Origin of the sequence: Amycolatopsis sp. MtRt-6 (assembly GCF_017308975.1) — a bacterium.
In the GTDB taxonomy this organism is placed as follows: Bacteria; Actinomycetota; Actinomycetes; order Mycobacteriales; family Pseudonocardiaceae; genus Amycolatopsis.
On record NZ_JADWPD010000023.1, the window covers coordinates 37,190 to 51,364 of the forward strand.

Here is a 14,175-nt window from a genome sequence, read left to right on the forward strand (position 1 = left end):
TGTTCGGCCACTGGTCAGCCGACGATCTCGTAGCCTGCGTCGGCCACTGCCGCCCGCACCTTGTCGGTGTCGAGCTCCGCGTCGCTGGTCGCGGGGCCGGGCCACCGGCGTGTGGTGGCCCGGCCCGTACGGTGATCAGGCCTGGCTCGGCCGGGCGGTGGCCCGGGAGGCGAAGCCACGCAGCCGCAGGCTGTTGCCGACGACGAACACCGAGCTGAACGCCATCGCCGCCCCGGCGATCATCGGGTTCAGCAGGCCCGCCGCGGCCAGTGGCAGTGCCGCGAGGTTGTAGGCGAACGCCCAGAACAGGTTGCCCTTGATCGTGCGCAACGTCCGCCGCGACAGCCGGATCGCGTCGGCCACCGCCCGCAGGTCACCGCGGACGAGGGTGATGTCACTGGCCTCGATCGCGACGTCCGTGCCGGTTCCCATCGCCAGCCCGAGGTCGGCCTGCGCCAACGCCGGCGCGTCGTTCACGCCGTCGCCGACCATGGCCACGACCTTGCCCTCGTCCTGCAGCCGCTTGACGACATCGAGCTTGTCCGCCGGCAGCACCTCGGCGATCACCTCGTCGACCCCGACCTCGTCGGCCACCGCGCGAGCGACGGCGGTGTTGTCACCGGTGAGCAGCACGGGGGTCAGCCCGAGTTCGCGCAGCTGAGCGATCGCCTCCTTCGAGGTGGGCTTGACGACGTCGGCGACCACCAGGACACCGCGGGCCGCGCCGTCCCACGCCACCGCGACCGCGGTGTGGCCGCGCTGCTCGGCTTCGGCCTTCGCCGCGGCGAGGTCGTCGGTCAGTGGCTGGCTCCAGTCCTCCAGCAACGCCGTGCGGCCCACCAGAACCGCGTGCCCGTCGACGATCCCTTGCACGCCGAGGCCTTCGACGTTCGTGAAGTCCTCGGCCGCGGGAAGCTCGACCCGTTCGCGGGCACCACGGGCGATCGCGGTGGCGATCGGGTGTTCCGACGCGTCCTCCAGCGCACCCGCCAGCCGCAGCAGCTCCGCCTCCTCGACACCGTCGGCCGCGTGCACGCCGACGAGCGTCATCCGGCCCGCGGTGACCGTGCCGGTCTTGTCCAGCACCACCGTGTCCACCCGCCGCGTCGACTCCAGCACCTCCGGCCCCTTGATCAGGACACCCAGCTGGGCGCCGCGGCCGGTCCCGACGAGCAACGCCGTCGGCGTCGCCAGCCCGAGTGCGCACGGGCAGGCGATGATCAGCACCGCGACCGCCGCCGTGAACGCCGCCGCCGTCCCGACGCCGCTGCCGAGCCAGAAGCCGAGGGTGGCCACGGCCAGGCCGATCACGACCGGCACGAACACCCCGGACACCCGGTCGGCCAGCCGCTGCACCTCGGCCTTGCCGCTCTGCGCGTCCTCGACGAGCTTGGCCATCTGCGCCAGCTGCGTGTCCGCGCCGACCCGGGTCGCGCGCACGACCAGCCGGCCGCCCGCGTTGACCGTCGCGCCGGTCACCGCGTCACCTTCGCCGACCTCGACGGGCACCGACTCGCCGGTGAGCATCGAGGCGTCGACCGCGGACTTGCCCTCCACAACCACCCCGTCGGTGGCGATCTTCTCACCCGGCCGCACGACAAACCGGTCCCCCACCGCCAGCTCCGCCGTCGGGATCCGCACCTCGCTGCCGTTGCGCAGGACCGCGACCTCTTTGGCGCCCAGCTCCAGCAGCGCCCGCAGCGCGGCGCCGGCACGGCGCTTCGAGCGCGCCTCGAAGTACCGGCCGGCCAGGAGGAACGTGGTGACCCCCGCGGCGACCTCGAGGTAGATGTTGCCAGCACCGTCCGACGGCGCGATCGTCAGCTCGAACGGGTGCACCATCCCCGGCGTCCCCGCGGTGCCGAACAGCAACGCCCACACCGACCACGCGAACGCCGCCAGCACACCCATCGACACCAGCGTGTCCATCGTCGCCGCACCGTGGCGCAGGTTCGTCCACGCCGCCCGGTGGAACGGCCACGCCCCCCACGTCACCACCGGCGCCGCCAACGTCAACGAAATCCACTGCCAATACGTGAACTGCAACGCCGGCACCATCGCCAGCAGAATCACCGGAACGGCGAGTACCGCGCTGGTGATCAGCCGCTGCCGCAACGGATCCGCCTCGGAGGCCGCTTGTTCGGGCTTCTCCGGTTCGGGCACGGCGGCGCTGTACCCGGCAGCTTCGACCGTCGCCACCAGCGTGGCCAGGTCAACGCCCTCGGGCGCCTGCACCCGCGCCTTCTCCGTGGCGTAGTTGACCGACGCGGTGACACCGTCAAGCTTGTTCAGCTTGCGCTCGATCCGGTTCGCGCAGGACGCGCAGGTCATGCCACCGATCGCGAGTTCGATCTCGGTCATGATCGTCTCCCTTCCGCGGTCAGTGGCCGTGGCCGTCGGCGGGCTCCGGCGCCTGAGCAGGCGCGGGTGCCGGCGCCGGGGTCCCGGCGGTCGTGAGGGTGAACTCGGCGGTCCGCACGACGTCACCATGCTTGAAGTCCAAGAACAGCCGGTAGGCCCCGGCACTGGGCACCTCGGCGGCGAACTTCACCTGCGGCCCGGGAGCCGTCTTGCCGTCACCGGGTTCGCCGTCGGGGTGGACGTGCAGGTAGGCCAGGTCACCTTCGCGCAGGGCCACCAGGTGCCCGTAGGCGCCGAGGTAGGGCTGCAGGTCGGTGACCGGCGCTCCGGCGCGGCTGACGGTCAGCGTCAGCGGCGAGGTCTTGCCCGCGGTCAGGTCACCGGCGAGCTGGACGGTGTAGCCGTCGACCTGCGCGGTACGGCTGGGCGCGAAGGTCGCCGGCTGGTAGTCACCGGCGACGGACAGGTCGGCACCGAGGGTCATCCCCTTGCCACCGGTGGGGGTGAAGTCGGCGAACGCCCGGTACGAGCCCGCCGCGGGCAGCGTCAACGGGACGCTCCACGTGCCGTCCGGCGCCATCTCCGGGTGGACGTGCTGGAAACCCGACGTGTCCCGGCGCACCACGATCAGGTGCAGCTTCTTCTCGTGCTCGACGTCGAACCCGGTGACCGGCTTGCCATCCGGGCCGGTGATCGTGAACGAGAACCGGCCGGGCTCCGGGGTCGTGCCGGCCGGCGTGAACGTGTAGCCGTCCTTGCTCGACGCCAGACCGCCCGGCAGTTCGCCGGAAGCCGGCGCGGCGGTCATGCCGGCGTGCTCGGCGCCCGTGTCGCCGTGGGCGGCGTTTTCGCTGCTCGCGGTCGAGATGGGGCCGGCCACGTTCCCGACGGCGAATCCCCCGGCCGCCAGCAGGGCGAGCGTTCCGCCGAACAGGGCGAGCCGTGCTGTGGTGTTCATGTCTGCTTCCCTCGCGTGATGGCCGGGTTTACCCGGCGAGCGTGTAGCCGGCCTCCTCGACGGCGGCGCGGACCCGCGCCTCGTCGATCGGCTCGGCACTGGTGACGGTGACGGCCCCGGTGGGCAGGTCGACCGCGACGTCGGTGACGCCCTCGAGGGCGCCGACCTCTTCGCTGACCGAAGACACGCAGTGCGAGCAGGTCATGCCGGTGACGGTGTAGGTACTGGTGGTCATGGGTTCTCCCTCGTGGATGACAGGGGTCAGGACTTGACGAGGCGCGCGATGGCCGCGCTGGCCTCGGCGACCTTGGTGTCGGCGATCTCGCCGCCTTCCGCGGCCGCCTGGGCCACGCAGTGCCGCAGGTGGTCTTCGAGCAGCCCGAGCGCAACGGCTTCGAGGGCCTTCGTCGCCGCGGACACCTGGGTCAGGACGTCGATGCAGTACTTGTCGTCTTCGATCATCTTGGCGATGCCGCGGACCTGGCCTTCGACGCGGCGCATGCGCTGCAGGAAGGCGTCCTTGTCGCCGCTGTAGCCGTTCATACCTTCACAGTACCCCTAGGGGGTATGGGTTTCAAGTGAGCTGGATCTCGTCCACCCCGAGCCCGGCGAGCAGGCTGGAGGCCGCCGGTCAGCTGGTTGAGCACGACCAAGGCGATCAGCGCCGCCTCCCGGCCGTCGACCGATGTTCCTTGCCGGGCGGGATCGCGGACCATCTGACACCGGGATGTCGCCGCAGCCGCCTGGGCGGCACGGAGTGCGGTCACGGCACAGCCGAACGCGCAGGCGACGACAGCGCGGGCGATCGGAGAACGGGCCACGTGCTGCACGCGGAGACGAGGTTGCACTGCCACGATTCCTCCTCCTTACCCCCTTGGGGTATTGATGATCTCGCCACTTCCTACACCCCCTGGGGGTACCCACGCAACCGCCGCGAACGACCAAGAACAAGGTTTCGTAGGCGTGGACCAGTCGAGCGCATCGAATGGCGGCCGCGGGGTCGTCACCGCCCGACAACCCGGAGGCGAGCACTTCCCTTGCCTGGTCGAGGAGTTCCTGCGAAGTGCGCGAGCGCGGCATCCGGCAGGTCTCCGATGCGTGGTCCGGCACGGGGTCGTTGCCGATCTCCGCTTCGGTGAGCGCGAACGCCGACAGCTCGCGTGCGCACCGCGGAAGGAACTCGCGCCGCTGTTCTTCAGTGCCGTGCCACTTCGCTTCGTGTTCAGCACTATTGGCAATAGCAGAGGGTGAGCTGTTTGCCTGCAACGACTTTATTCCCGGATGGGGTGGACAGGAACAAGATCTTTTCGTAACCTGGCCGAGATCTTGCGGCAGCTGCCGTCGACCGACGGCACCGCGCGATCACCGCCGGAACGGCTTTGTCGGGGAGCCGGAAACCGGGACCACACCGCGCGCACCACCTGTTGCGGCTCACGCTGCGCAAAACAGCGCGAGGGGACAGTGAGCAGAGATGCCCGGCTCGTCGTCCCGGTGCCGTCCGGCGGACGACGAGCAAAGGAGACCCGCGCGACCGTGCAGTCGCATTCCATCAGGCGCGTGGTTTCAGGTGTCCTCGCAGCGACTTCGGTGATCCTCGTGGTCACCGTCGCCCAGCCGACGGCCACCGCCGCCCCAGTCCCCTTCCAGCAAGCTCCGCCCACCGGGTCGGACGCCCTGGCCAAGTACCGCGACCTCGCGGCCCAGGCCGAAAAGCTCAACGAAGACCTGCTCAAGGCCCAGGAAGACCTGAAGGCCAAGCAGGCCGACCTCGACAAGGCCACCAACGACGTCAACGCGGCGAAGGCCCAGGCCGCCGCGGCGAGCGAGAACCAGAAGAAGTACCAGGCCGAGGTCGACAAGTTCGCCGGCGCGTCGTTCACCAGCGGCGTCCAGCTGAACAAGCTTTCCGCCCTGCTGTCCGGCACGTCCACTCAGGACTTCCTCGACCGGTCCTCGGCACTCGAAGTGCTGGCCTCGGGCAAGAACGCGTCGCTGGACAACCTCACCGGCACCATCCGGCAAGCCACCGACGCCGCGGCCAAGGCCAGTGACGCGGCGAAGCGGGCGCAGGACGCACGCGACACCGCGGCGAAGCTGACGCAGGACATCGAGGCCAAGCAGAAAACGCTCAACGACCAGATCGAGCAGGTCAAGGCCGCCGACCGGACCCTGAGCGCCGCGGACAAGGCCGCCCAGCGGGACACGGGCGGCAAAGCGCCCAACGTCAAGGCCCCGACCGCGGCCGCCCAGACCGCGGTCAACGCGGCGCTGAGCAAGCTCGGCAGCGCCTACGTCTGGGGCGCCACCGGGCCGGGCACGTTCGACTGCTCCGGCCTGATGCTGTGGGCGTACAACAAGGCCGGCATCACCCTGCCCCGGAACTCCGCGGCACAGGCCCAGTTCGGCACCCCGGTGCCGCGCGACCAGCTGCAGCCCGGCGACCTCGTCGCCTACTACTCGCCGGTCTCGCACATCGGGATGTACATCGGCGACGGCAAGATGGTGCACGCGCCGACCACCGGCGACGTCGTCAAGATCTCGCCGCTGCAGAGCCAGTACGCCGGGGCGACCCGGCCGACGGCCTGATCCGGCCGCCGGGCCGGGGGCGATGCCACCCGGCCCGGCGCGCACCCATAGCGTTACCCCCTACCCGTATGTATGATCCGATTTCGAGCTGCCTGAAGGTTTTCGGTCCTCTAGGCTGCTTAGTAGATCGGCGTGGCCGAGGGGAGGCGCGGTGCAGGGTGCGCTCGTGGTGCTCGCCGGCGTCCTCGTGCTCGCCGCGGCGGTTTACGGCGTCGCGAGGCTGGTCCGGCTGACGCCGATGGCCCGGGACGTCCTGCCGTTCCTCTCCGGCGGCTCGCCGGCCGAACACGCGGTTTCCCGCTACCACGTCCGGTGGTACACCATCACGATGGTCTTCCTGGCCTTCGACATGGAGATGGTGTTCATGTACCCGTGGACGCTCGTCGTCGCGGAGGTCGGGACCCCCGCGGTGATCGAGATGTTCGCCTTCCTGGCCGTGCTGTTCGCCGGCGTCTGGTACGCGTGGCGTGAAGGCGTCTTCCGATGGACCTGACGGCCTGGCTGCTCGGCCGGACGCCCGTCCGGCCGCTGATCGCCACCGCGGTCGGCGCGACCGGTGTCCGGCTCGCCGTCGAGGGGGAGACGCGCCGCCGCGGCTGGCGGCCCGCGTTGCGCCCCGCGGAGGCGAACCTCCTGGTGGTCGCGGGTGCGGACGACCCGGCGATGACACCGTTCGCCGACGCGGTGTGGCAGCTGGTTCCGGCGCCTCGCGTGCGCATCGGCCTGACGGATCCGGCGGAGGTCGCGGCCGCGCTTTCCGAGGCCGAGGTGCGCCTGCGATCGCGAGCCGGGCAACGCTCGTCGTCCGCCGGAAACACCGCCGCCGAGCACGTTCACCACACCGGCGGTGGCCATTCCGAGCACATGGACCACGGGCACCACCACGGACACGACATGGGCGGCATGGAGATGCCCGGCGGCATCCCGATGGCCGACCGGGCCGCCGACCGCGACGGCCTCAAGCTCGACCGCCTGACCGTGCCGCTCGGCCCGGTACTCCCGGCTTGGCCGGCCGGCCTGCTCGTCCGCGTCCGGATGCAGGGCGATGTCGTGCAGGAGGCGACCGTCGGAACCGTCCTGACGCCGCGGCACGGCACGCGCGCGTTCTGGGACGGCGAAGCCCGGCTCCGCGCACGCCGGCTCGACAGCTGCGTGCGGCTGCTGACCGTCGCGGGCTGGGAGGACGCCGCCGTCGTCGCCGCGCGGCTGCGGGACGACCTGCTCGCCGGCCAGGACCCGGGCTCGCGGTTCACGCGCTGGGCGAACCGGGTCCGCCGCTCACGAGTCCTGCGCTGGTCGCTGACCGGCGTCGGCGCGCAGGCCGGCTCCGGTGACGGGTGGGACCGCCTGATCCGCTGGATCGACGAGGCCACGAACCCGGCCGAGACCGACGACCCGGCCCAGATCCTCGACGCCTTGCCAGCACTGCTGGCGGGCACCGACCTCGCGGCTGCCCGGCTGGTCGTGGCGAGCTTCGATCCCGACCTCGAACGCCTGCGGGTCTCCCATGGTTGAAGAACTGCCCTGGTGGGGCGGCCTGCTGCTGCCCGTCGTGCTCGCGATCCTGGCCACGGCGACCGCCTCGTGGGACGCGGTTCTGCGGGAACGGGCGAGCGGCGGGCCCGGGCGAACGGCGCTGACGCTCCCCCTGCGCCAGGCCGGTGGACTGCTCGTCCAGCAACGCCGCCGCACGATCGCGGCCGACGTCCCGCTCGGGCGAGGTGGTGCTCTCGCGCTGCTGACGGCCGCGGTGCTCGCCTCGCTCGTGACGCCGCTCGGCCGGTGGGCGGTGGCGGACCTGCCGATCGGGATCGTCTGGTTCAACGCGATGGAGGTCGTGGCCTGGGCCGCGGTCTGGCTGGTCGGCTGGGGCGCCAACTCGGCGTACGGCCTGGTCGGCGGCTACCGGTTCATCGCGCAGGGCCTGGCCTACGAGCTGCCGCACATGTTCGCGCTGATCACCGCCGGGCTCGGCGCCGGTTCGCTGCGGGTCGCCGACGTCGTGGCCGCGCAGGACTCCCTGTGGTTCGTGGTGTGGATGCCCGTCGCGTTCGTCGTCTACCTGCTGTCGGTGCTCGCGATGGCGTTCTGGGGCCCGTTCGGCCACCCGGTCGCCGCCGACGCCGCCGGTGGCGCGGCCGCCGAACTGTCCGGCGCCGACCGGCTCGTCTTCGCCGCCGCCCGGTGGCTGCTGCTCACCTCGGGCGCGGCGTTCGCCGTGCCGCTGTTCCTCGGCGGCGGGTCCGGGCCGCTGCTGCCCGCGTGGCTGTGGTCGCTGGTGAAGACCCTGGCCGTGCTAGCGGTGCTGGTGTGGGTCAAGCGCCGGCTGCCGACGCTGCGGATGGAGCGCTACCAGGAGATCGCCTGGGTCGTGCTCATCCCGCTGACGCTGGTCCAGGCGCTCGTCGTCGCCGTTGTCGTCCTCGTCCGCTGAAGGGAGTCCGTCGCATGTGGACACAAGTCGCCTTCTGGGTGTGCGCGGTCGGTGCGGTGGTGACGGGGATCGCGGTGTTCCGGGTGGACTCGATGGCGCGTGCGACCTTCGCGCTGCTGGCCTCGTTCGTCTTCGCCGCGGGGACGGTTCTCCTGCTGAACCTCGCCTACCTGGGCGTGCTCGTGATCCTCATGATGATCATGGAGATGGTCGTCATGGTCGTCTTCATGATCATGTACATGATGAACCCGGCCGGGTTGATGCCGATGACCATGGTGCACAACCAGAAGGGCTCCCTGGCCATCTCGGCCGGAGTGTTCGCCGCGCTCGCCGCGGGTATCTTCCTGGTCGACTGGCCGACGTCGGACGAGCCGCGGCCGGCGGATCCGACGCGAGCGCTCGGTGAAGCCCTGATGGGCTCGAAAATGCTGGTGATGATGGTGCTCGGGCTGTGCCTGTTCGCCACGATCGTCGCCACCGTCGTGCTGGCCCACCACCGCGGTCGCTACGACCGCTATGGCGACCGGCTCCGGGAGAAGCGGCCCACGGACCCGATCCGGGGAGGGCTGGACCGGTGACCCTGCAGGCGTTTCTCCTCCTCGCCGCGGCGCTGTTCAGCGTCGGGCTCTACGGCGCGCTGTCCCAGCAGTCCATCGTCATGATCATGATGGGCCTGGAGCTGATGGCCAACGCGGTGATCGTCGCCGGGGCCGCGTTCTGGTACTTCGCCTCGCCGGCGCGGCCGGACGGCCAGGTCGTCGTGCTGGTCGCGGTGACGCTGATGGCGGTCGACATGGCGATCGGGTTCGCGGTGGTCACGGCGATCTTCCGGCGCCGCGACGTCGACCTGACCGACTCCGCCGCGGACCTCAAGGGCTGAGCCGATGACCCTCTGGCTGCTGATCGCCCTCCCCCTGCTCGCCGGCGCCGGGCTCCTGCTCACCGGCCGTGCCGCGGACCGCGTCGCGCCCGCCGCCGGCGTCGGGACGGCCGTCGTCACGCTCGTCCTGGCCGTCGTTGCGGCGATCGCGCGGCCCGAGGTGTCGGCTCCGCTGCTGGCCCGGCTGCGGGTCGGGCTCGCCGTGGACGGGCTGTCCGCGGTCATGGTCGTCACGGTCGCGGTGGTGCTGGTGGCGGTCCTGGTCTTCGCCGCCGGGGAGTTCGGGGCGGCGGAGTCGCGGGCCCGCTTCCACGGCCTGATGCTGGTCTTCGCGACGGCCATGCTCGTGACGGTCACCGCTCGGGACCTCGTGGTGCTGCTGATGGCCTGGGAGGTCATGGGCGCGTGTTCGTACGCGCTGATCGGGTTCTGGTGGCGGGAGGACCACCGCGTCAGCTCCGGCGCGATCGCGTTCCTCACGACGCGCACCGCCGACCTCGGCCTGTACCTCGCGGCCGGGGCCGCGCTCGCGGGCGGCGTCGCGGGCCTGAGCCTGGCCGGGCTGCCCGCTGCTGCCGGCGGCTGGCGGGACGCCGTGGCCGCCGGGATCGCGCTTGCCGCGCTGGGGAAGTCCGCGCAGCTGCCGTTCAGCTTCTGGCTCTCCCGCGCGATGGACGGCCCGAGCCCGGTCTCGGCGCTGCTGCACTCGGCGACCATGGTCGCCGCCGGGGCGTACCTGCTGATCCGGGTCGAACCGCTGCTGGCCGCGACCGGCTGGGCCGCCGGCACGGTGGCCTGGATCGGCGTGCTGACCGCGCTGGTGCTCGGCGCGGTCGCCGTGGTCCAGCGCGACCTCAAGCAGGTGCTGGCCGCGTCGACGTGTTCGCAGCTCGGGTTCATGGTGCTCGCCGCCGGTGCCGGCGGTGCCGCCGCCGGGACGGGCCAGCTCGTCGCCCACGCGGCGACCAAGAGCCTGCTGTTCCTCGGCGCCGGCGCCTGGCTGGTCGCCCTCGGTACCAAGGATCTGCAGCGCCTTCGGGGTGCCGCGCGCCGGTATCCGCTGCTCGGCGTGGTGTTCACGATCGGCGCGCTCACCTTGGCCGGGGTCCCGCCGCTGTCGATCTGGGTGACCAAGGACGCCGTGCTCGCCGCGGCCCTGGCCGACTCCCCCGCGCTGTACGTCGCCGGGTTGGCGGCCGCCCTGGTCAGCGGCGCGTACGTCGGCCGGGTGCTGGTGATCCTGTGGCAGCCGGCCGAGGTGGCCGAGCGGCGGCTGAGTCCGCTGCTGCTGGGGCCGCTGCCGGTGCTCGCCGCGGCGGCCGCGTTGCTCGGGATCGGCCTGCTCGTCGGAGCTCCGGAGGTGACACCCGGCTGGGCCGAGCTGGCCGCGTCGGGCCTGCTCGCGATCGTCGGCGTCGCCGGGGCCGGGCTCTGGGTCCGGCGACGGGCGCTGCCGGAAGCAGGAGTCCTCGCCGGCTGGTTACGGCTGGAGCGGGTTGCCCAGGTCGCCCTGGCGACGCCGGCGATGTGGCTCGCCCGAGGTCTCGCCCGGTTCGACGACCAGGTCGTGGACGGCGGCGTCCGGGTGGCCGCCGCGACCGGCGCGGCGCTCGGGAAGCTGGCCGACGTCCGCGTGGAGGTGTCGATCGAAGCCGTCGTCCGCGGGGTGTCCCGCGGTGCTCGCGCGCTCGGGCGGCAGGCGCCGCGGCCGCAGACCGGGCAGCTGCACCACTACTACGCCCAGGCCGCGGTCGCGCTGGGCGTACTGGCCGTGTTGTTGATCATCCTGTGACGAACGTGAGGTAGCGCGTGCTCAGCGTCGTGGTGTTCCTGCCCCTGGTGGCCGCCGTGGTGCCGCTGGTGCTGCCGCGCGCCGGCGCCCGGTTCGTCCGCTGGTGGTGGGTCGCCGCCGCGGCGGTGGAGCTGGCCCTGGTCGTCGCCCTCTGGATCGGCTACCCCGGCGGCGACGGCTACGCCTACGAGGTCAACCTGCGGTGGATCCCCAGCATCAGCTCGGGTTACCACCTCGGCGTCGACGGCCTCAGCCTGCCGCTGCTGGCTCTCACGGCCGTGCTGTTCCTGGCCTGCGCGGTGTACTCCCTGCGGCAAGACCATCGCGTCCGGTCCTTCGCCGTACTGTTCCTGTTCCTCGAGTCGGTCAGCCTCGGGCTGTTCGTCGCGCTCGACCTGATCCTGTTCTTCGTCTTCTTCGACCTGTCCATCGTCGGCATGTACTTCGTGATCGCCGGCTGGGGCCACCGGGACGCCGCCCGTGCCGCGCTGAAGTTCTTCCTCTACACGTTCGTCGGGTCGCTGGCGCTGCTGGTCGGGTTCATCGCGCTGTACGTCACGGCGTCGCCGCACACCTTCGACATCGTGGAGCTGACCCGCCAGACGCCGCTGGCCGGCGGCGGCTGGGCCGCGGGGCTGGTGCTGCTCGCACTCGGCGTCGGGTTCGCGATCAAGACCCCGACCGTCCCGTTCCACACGTGGTTGCCGCCCGCGCACACCGAGGCGCCCGCGGCCGGGTCGGCGATCCTGGCCGGGGTCCTGCTGAAGATGGGCACCTACGGGTTCGTCCGGATCGCGATGCCGATCCTGCCGGACTCCTGGCGCCGCCACGCGGTCGTGTTCGTCGTCATCGGCGTCGTGAGCGTCCTTTATGGAGCGTTGGTCGCGCTGGGACAACGCGACTTCAAGCGGATGATCGCCTACACGTCGGTCAACCACATGGGATACATCGTGCTCGCGGTCGGCGCGGCCGGGCTCATCGCCGGCTCGGACGTGGAAGCGCGTCAGCTCGCGGTCACCGGCGCGGTCACCCAGATGGTCAGCCACGGCCTCATCACCGGCGCGCTGTTCCTCCTCGCCGGGGCCCTCTACGAACGCGGTGGCACCTACGACATGGACCGCTACGGCGGCCTGGCCGCGAGCGCGCCCCGGTTCGCCGGGCTGACCGCGGCCGCCGCGTTCGCCTCGCTCGGGCTGCCCGGGTTCTCCGGCTTCATCGCGGAGTTCCAGATCTTCACCGGCTCGCTGGGCCCGGCGCCGGTCGCGACCGTGCTGGCCTTCCTCGGCATCCTGGTGACGGCCGCGCTGTTCCTCCGCGCGTTCCAGAAGGTGTTCCTGGGCAAGGCGAACGAGCCCACGGCCGACCTCACGGCCGCCGAAGGGGCCTCGATCGCGCCCCTGCTGGTGCTCGCCGTCGTCGTCGGCGTCTTCCCGCGGTTCCTGCTCGACCTGATCGAACCGGCGTCGCAGTCGGTCCTGAGCCTGCTGGCCAGGTGACCGCGCCGTGGAGATGATGAACGAGGACCCCCTCGCGCTGCTGCCCGAGATCATCCTCGCCGTGGCCGCGGTCGCCGGGCTGCTGCTCGGGTCCTACCTGCCCCGGCAGCGGCAGTGGCCGGTCCGGCTGCTGACCGCCCTCGCCTGCGCGGCCGCCCTGGTCGCCACCGTGGCGGTCTGGAACGACCCGGCCCGGACGGTGTTCGGGGACAGCTACGCCATCGACGTCGCCACCAACGCCGGACGCCTCATCGTCGTGGTCGCCGTCCTGATCACGCTCGGGGTCAGCGCCGGGGAGTTCCGGGCGTCGCCGCGCGAAAGCGAGCTGTACGTCCTGGTGCTGCTCGCGGCCCTCGGCACGATCGTCCTCACCGGCGCGAACGACCTGCTCCTGCTCGTGGCCGCGTACCTGCTGGCCAGCATCCCGCTGTACGCGATCGCCGGGTTCGCCAAGGACGACCTCGGGACCGAAGGCGCTCTGAAGTTCTACCTGCTCGGCGCGCTGCTCGGGATCACGATGCTGGCCGGGGCCACGGTCCTCTTCGGCGTCGGCGGCGCGACGACGTACGCCGACCTGCAGAAGTCACTCGGCGCCGCGCCTGCCGCCGCGGTCGCCGCCGGGTTCGTCGGCGTGCTGGCCGGGCTGCTGTTCAAGCTGGGCGCGGTCCCGGCGCACTTCTGGATCCCGGACGTCACCGAAGGCACCCGGCCGCCCGCCGCGGCGTTCCTCACCACCGTCCCGAAGATCGGCGGCGTCGTCGCCGCGTACCGGCTGGTCGCGACGGCGATGTCCGGTTCGAACGTCGACTGGCCACTGCTGGTGGCGCTGATCGCCGCGGTCACCATGACGCTCGGCAACCTGGCCGCGTTCTTCCAGCGCGACGTGCGCCGGCTGCTCGGCTATTCGACGATCAGCCAGGTCGGCTACCTGCTGATGGCCGTCGTCGTGGCCGGCCGCAGCTCGCTGGCGCTCCCGGGCACGCTCCTGTACCTCGCGGCCTACGCCCTGACCAACCTCGGCGCCTTCGCGGTCGTCTGCGCCCTCCCGCGGCGGAAGCTGATCGACGAGTACCGCGGGCTGCTCCGCCGGCGCCCGTGGCTGGCCGTGAGCCTCGTGATCTGCTTGCTCGGCCTCGTCGGCACCCCGCCGACCGCCGTCTTCGCCGGAAAGCTGACCGTCTTCACCGCGGCCTTCGACGGCGGGTACGGCTGGCTCGTCGTCGTGGCCGCCGTCAACACCGTCGCCAGCCTCTTCTACTACCTCCGCTGGATCGCCCCGGCCGTGCGGTCCGCCGAGGTCCCGGAAACCGCCGTCGTCGACCGCTGGGCCGCCACCACCGCATACGCCGCCACGGTGGGATCGCTCGCCCTGGGGCCGTTGTCCGGTCTTCTGCTCGCCGCGTTCCGGGGTGATCTCACGGCGATGTGATCCGAAGTCCGGCCTTCTTGGCGGCGATGCCGGCGACGTCACGTACCTGCACTTCCTCGGCAACGGCAGGACCGCGACCGCACCGACGTCGTTCGCGGGCAAGCCGGGGCAGCGCATCCGGCTGCGTCTGGTCAACGCGGGCGCCGAGGGCAAGGGCGGCCACGGGGAGTCGACCATGATGACCTTGGTGTCCTATGTGGAATGACCAATGAAGGTTGCATCGTCGAACCATCTGGTTG

14 protein-coding genes are annotated in these 14,175 nt (G+C 71.7%); 10 read left to right on the forward strand and 4 right to left on the reverse strand.

From position 1 onward, the window contains the following. Positions 1 to 135: 135 nt before the first annotated feature. From I4Q55_RS32340 to I4Q55_RS32355, 4 genes are read right to left on the reverse strand one after another with little or no spacing between them, the layout of a single operon-like run. Positions 136 to 2,361 carry a cation-translocating P-type ATPase gene (locus I4Q55_RS32340; RefSeq protein WP_206793223.1) on the reverse strand — a complete coding sequence of 742 codons (2,226 nt, stop codon included), beginning with the start codon at positions 2,359 to 2,361 and terminating at the stop codon, positions 136 to 138. Between the two features lie 19 nt (positions 2,362 to 2,380). Then, positions 2,381 to 3,319, reverse strand: coding sequence for a hypothetical protein (locus I4Q55_RS32345; RefSeq protein WP_206793225.1), 939 nt, complete (start codon positions 3,317 to 3,319; stop codon positions 2,381 to 2,383). A 28-nt stretch (positions 3,320 to 3,347) separates the two neighbouring features. After that, complete coding sequence (locus I4Q55_RS32350) at positions 3,348 to 3,554, reverse strand: heavy-metal-associated domain-containing protein (RefSeq protein WP_206793227.1); 207 nt, start codon at positions 3,552 to 3,554, stop codon at positions 3,348 to 3,350. 26 nt (positions 3,555 to 3,580) lie between these two features. Further along, positions 3,581 to 3,862: a metal-sensitive transcriptional regulator gene (locus I4Q55_RS32355; RefSeq protein ID WP_206793229.1), complete on the reverse strand. Its 282-nt coding sequence runs from the start codon at positions 3,860 to 3,862 to the stop codon at positions 3,581 to 3,583. A gap of 990 nt (positions 3,863 to 4,852) precedes the next feature. On the opposite strand from I4Q55_RS32355, the gene I4Q55_RS32360 reads away from it, so the two are divergent. The 10 genes from I4Q55_RS32360 (at position 4,853) to I4Q55_RS32405 (ending at position 14,141) form a co-directional block, all read left to right on the forward strand. Next, complete coding sequence (locus I4Q55_RS32360) at positions 4,853 to 5,905, forward strand: C40 family peptidase (protein WP_206793231.1); 1,053 nt, start codon at positions 4,853 to 4,855, stop codon at positions 5,903 to 5,905. 151 nt (positions 5,906 to 6,056) lie between these two features. Beyond that, a complete protein-coding gene (locus I4Q55_RS32365; protein ID WP_307793362.1) occupies positions 6,057 to 6,398 on the forward strand; it encodes an NADH-quinone oxidoreductase subunit A in 342 nt (113 codons plus the stop codon). Beyond that, positions 6,389 to 7,420, forward strand: a complete 1,032-nt coding sequence (locus I4Q55_RS32370) for a hypothetical protein (RefSeq protein ID WP_206793233.1) — start codon at positions 6,389 to 6,391, stop codon at positions 7,418 to 7,420. The genes I4Q55_RS32365 and I4Q55_RS32370 overlap by 10 nt, the downstream gene beginning before the upstream one ends. After that, complete coding sequence (locus I4Q55_RS32375) at positions 7,413 to 8,339, forward strand: NADH-quinone oxidoreductase subunit H (protein WP_206793235.1); 927 nt, start codon at positions 7,413 to 7,415, stop codon at positions 8,337 to 8,339. Before I4Q55_RS32370 ends, I4Q55_RS32375 begins: the two co-directional genes overlap by 8 nt. Before the next feature lie 14 nt (positions 8,340 to 8,353). Beyond that, on the forward strand, positions 8,354 to 8,917 hold the full coding sequence (locus I4Q55_RS32380; RefSeq protein WP_206793237.1) for an NADH-quinone oxidoreductase subunit J: 564 nt from the start codon (positions 8,354 to 8,356) through the stop codon (positions 8,915 to 8,917). Further along, complete coding sequence (gene nuoK / locus I4Q55_RS32385) at positions 8,914 to 9,219, forward strand: NADH-quinone oxidoreductase subunit NuoK (protein ID WP_206793239.1); 306 nt, start codon at positions 8,914 to 8,916, stop codon at positions 9,217 to 9,219. The genes I4Q55_RS32380 and nuoK overlap by 4 nt, the downstream gene beginning before the upstream one ends. Positions 9,220 to 9,223: 4 nt before the next feature. Continuing rightward, positions 9,224 to 11,011: an NADH-quinone oxidoreductase subunit L gene (locus tag I4Q55_RS32390; protein ID WP_206793241.1), complete on the forward strand. Its 1,788-nt coding sequence runs from the start codon at positions 9,224 to 9,226 to the stop codon at positions 11,009 to 11,011. A gap of 17 nt (positions 11,012 to 11,028) precedes the next feature. Next, on the forward strand, positions 11,029 to 12,507 hold the full coding sequence (locus I4Q55_RS32395; protein ID WP_206793243.1) for a NuoM family protein: 1,479 nt from the start codon (positions 11,029 to 11,031) through the stop codon (positions 12,505 to 12,507). A 16-nt stretch (positions 12,508 to 12,523) separates the two neighbouring features. Then, complete coding sequence (locus I4Q55_RS32400) at positions 12,524 to 13,936, forward strand: NADH-quinone oxidoreductase subunit N (RefSeq protein WP_206793244.1); 1,413 nt, start codon at positions 12,524 to 12,526, stop codon at positions 13,934 to 13,936. Then, positions 13,917 to 14,141, forward strand: coding sequence for a hypothetical protein (locus tag I4Q55_RS32405; protein ID WP_206793246.1), 225 nt, complete (start codon positions 13,917 to 13,919; stop codon positions 14,139 to 14,141). The genes I4Q55_RS32400 and I4Q55_RS32405 overlap by 20 nt, the downstream gene beginning before the upstream one ends. The last annotated feature ends 34 nt before the right edge of the window (positions 14,142 to 14,175 follow it).

Bases quoted from the DNA above. Each gene is read 5' to 3' on its own strand.
- I4Q55_RS32340 (WP_206793223.1), bottom strand. From the start codon at position 2,361: ATGACCGAGATCGAACTCGCGATCGGTGGCATGACCTGCGCGTCCTGC.
- I4Q55_RS32345 (WP_206793225.1), bottom strand. From the start codon at position 3,319: ATGAACACCACAGCACGGCTCGCCCTGTTCGGCGGAACGCTCGCCCTG.
- I4Q55_RS32350 (WP_206793227.1), bottom strand. From the start codon at position 3,554: ATGACCACCAGTACCTACACCGTCACCGGCATGACCTGCTCGCACTGC.
- I4Q55_RS32355 (WP_206793229.1), bottom strand. From the start codon at position 3,862: ATGAACGGCTACAGCGGCGACAAGGACGCCTTCCTGCAGCGCATGCGC.
- I4Q55_RS32370 (WP_206793233.1), top strand. From the start codon at position 6,389: ATGGACCTGACGGCCTGGCTGCTCGGCCGGACGCCCGTCCGGCCGCTG.
- I4Q55_RS32375 (WP_206793235.1), top strand. From the start codon at position 7,413: ATGGTTGAAGAACTGCCCTGGTGGGGCGGCCTGCTGCTGCCCGTCGTG.
- I4Q55_RS32380 (WP_206793237.1), top strand. From the start codon at position 8,354: ATGTGGACACAAGTCGCCTTCTGGGTGTGCGCGGTCGGTGCGGTGGTG.
- I4Q55_RS32390 (WP_206793241.1), top strand. From the start codon at position 9,224: ATGACCCTCTGGCTGCTGATCGCCCTCCCCCTGCTCGCCGGCGCCGGG.
- I4Q55_RS32400 (WP_206793244.1), top strand. From the start codon at position 12,524: ATGAACGAGGACCCCCTCGCGCTGCTGCCCGAGATCATCCTCGCCGTG.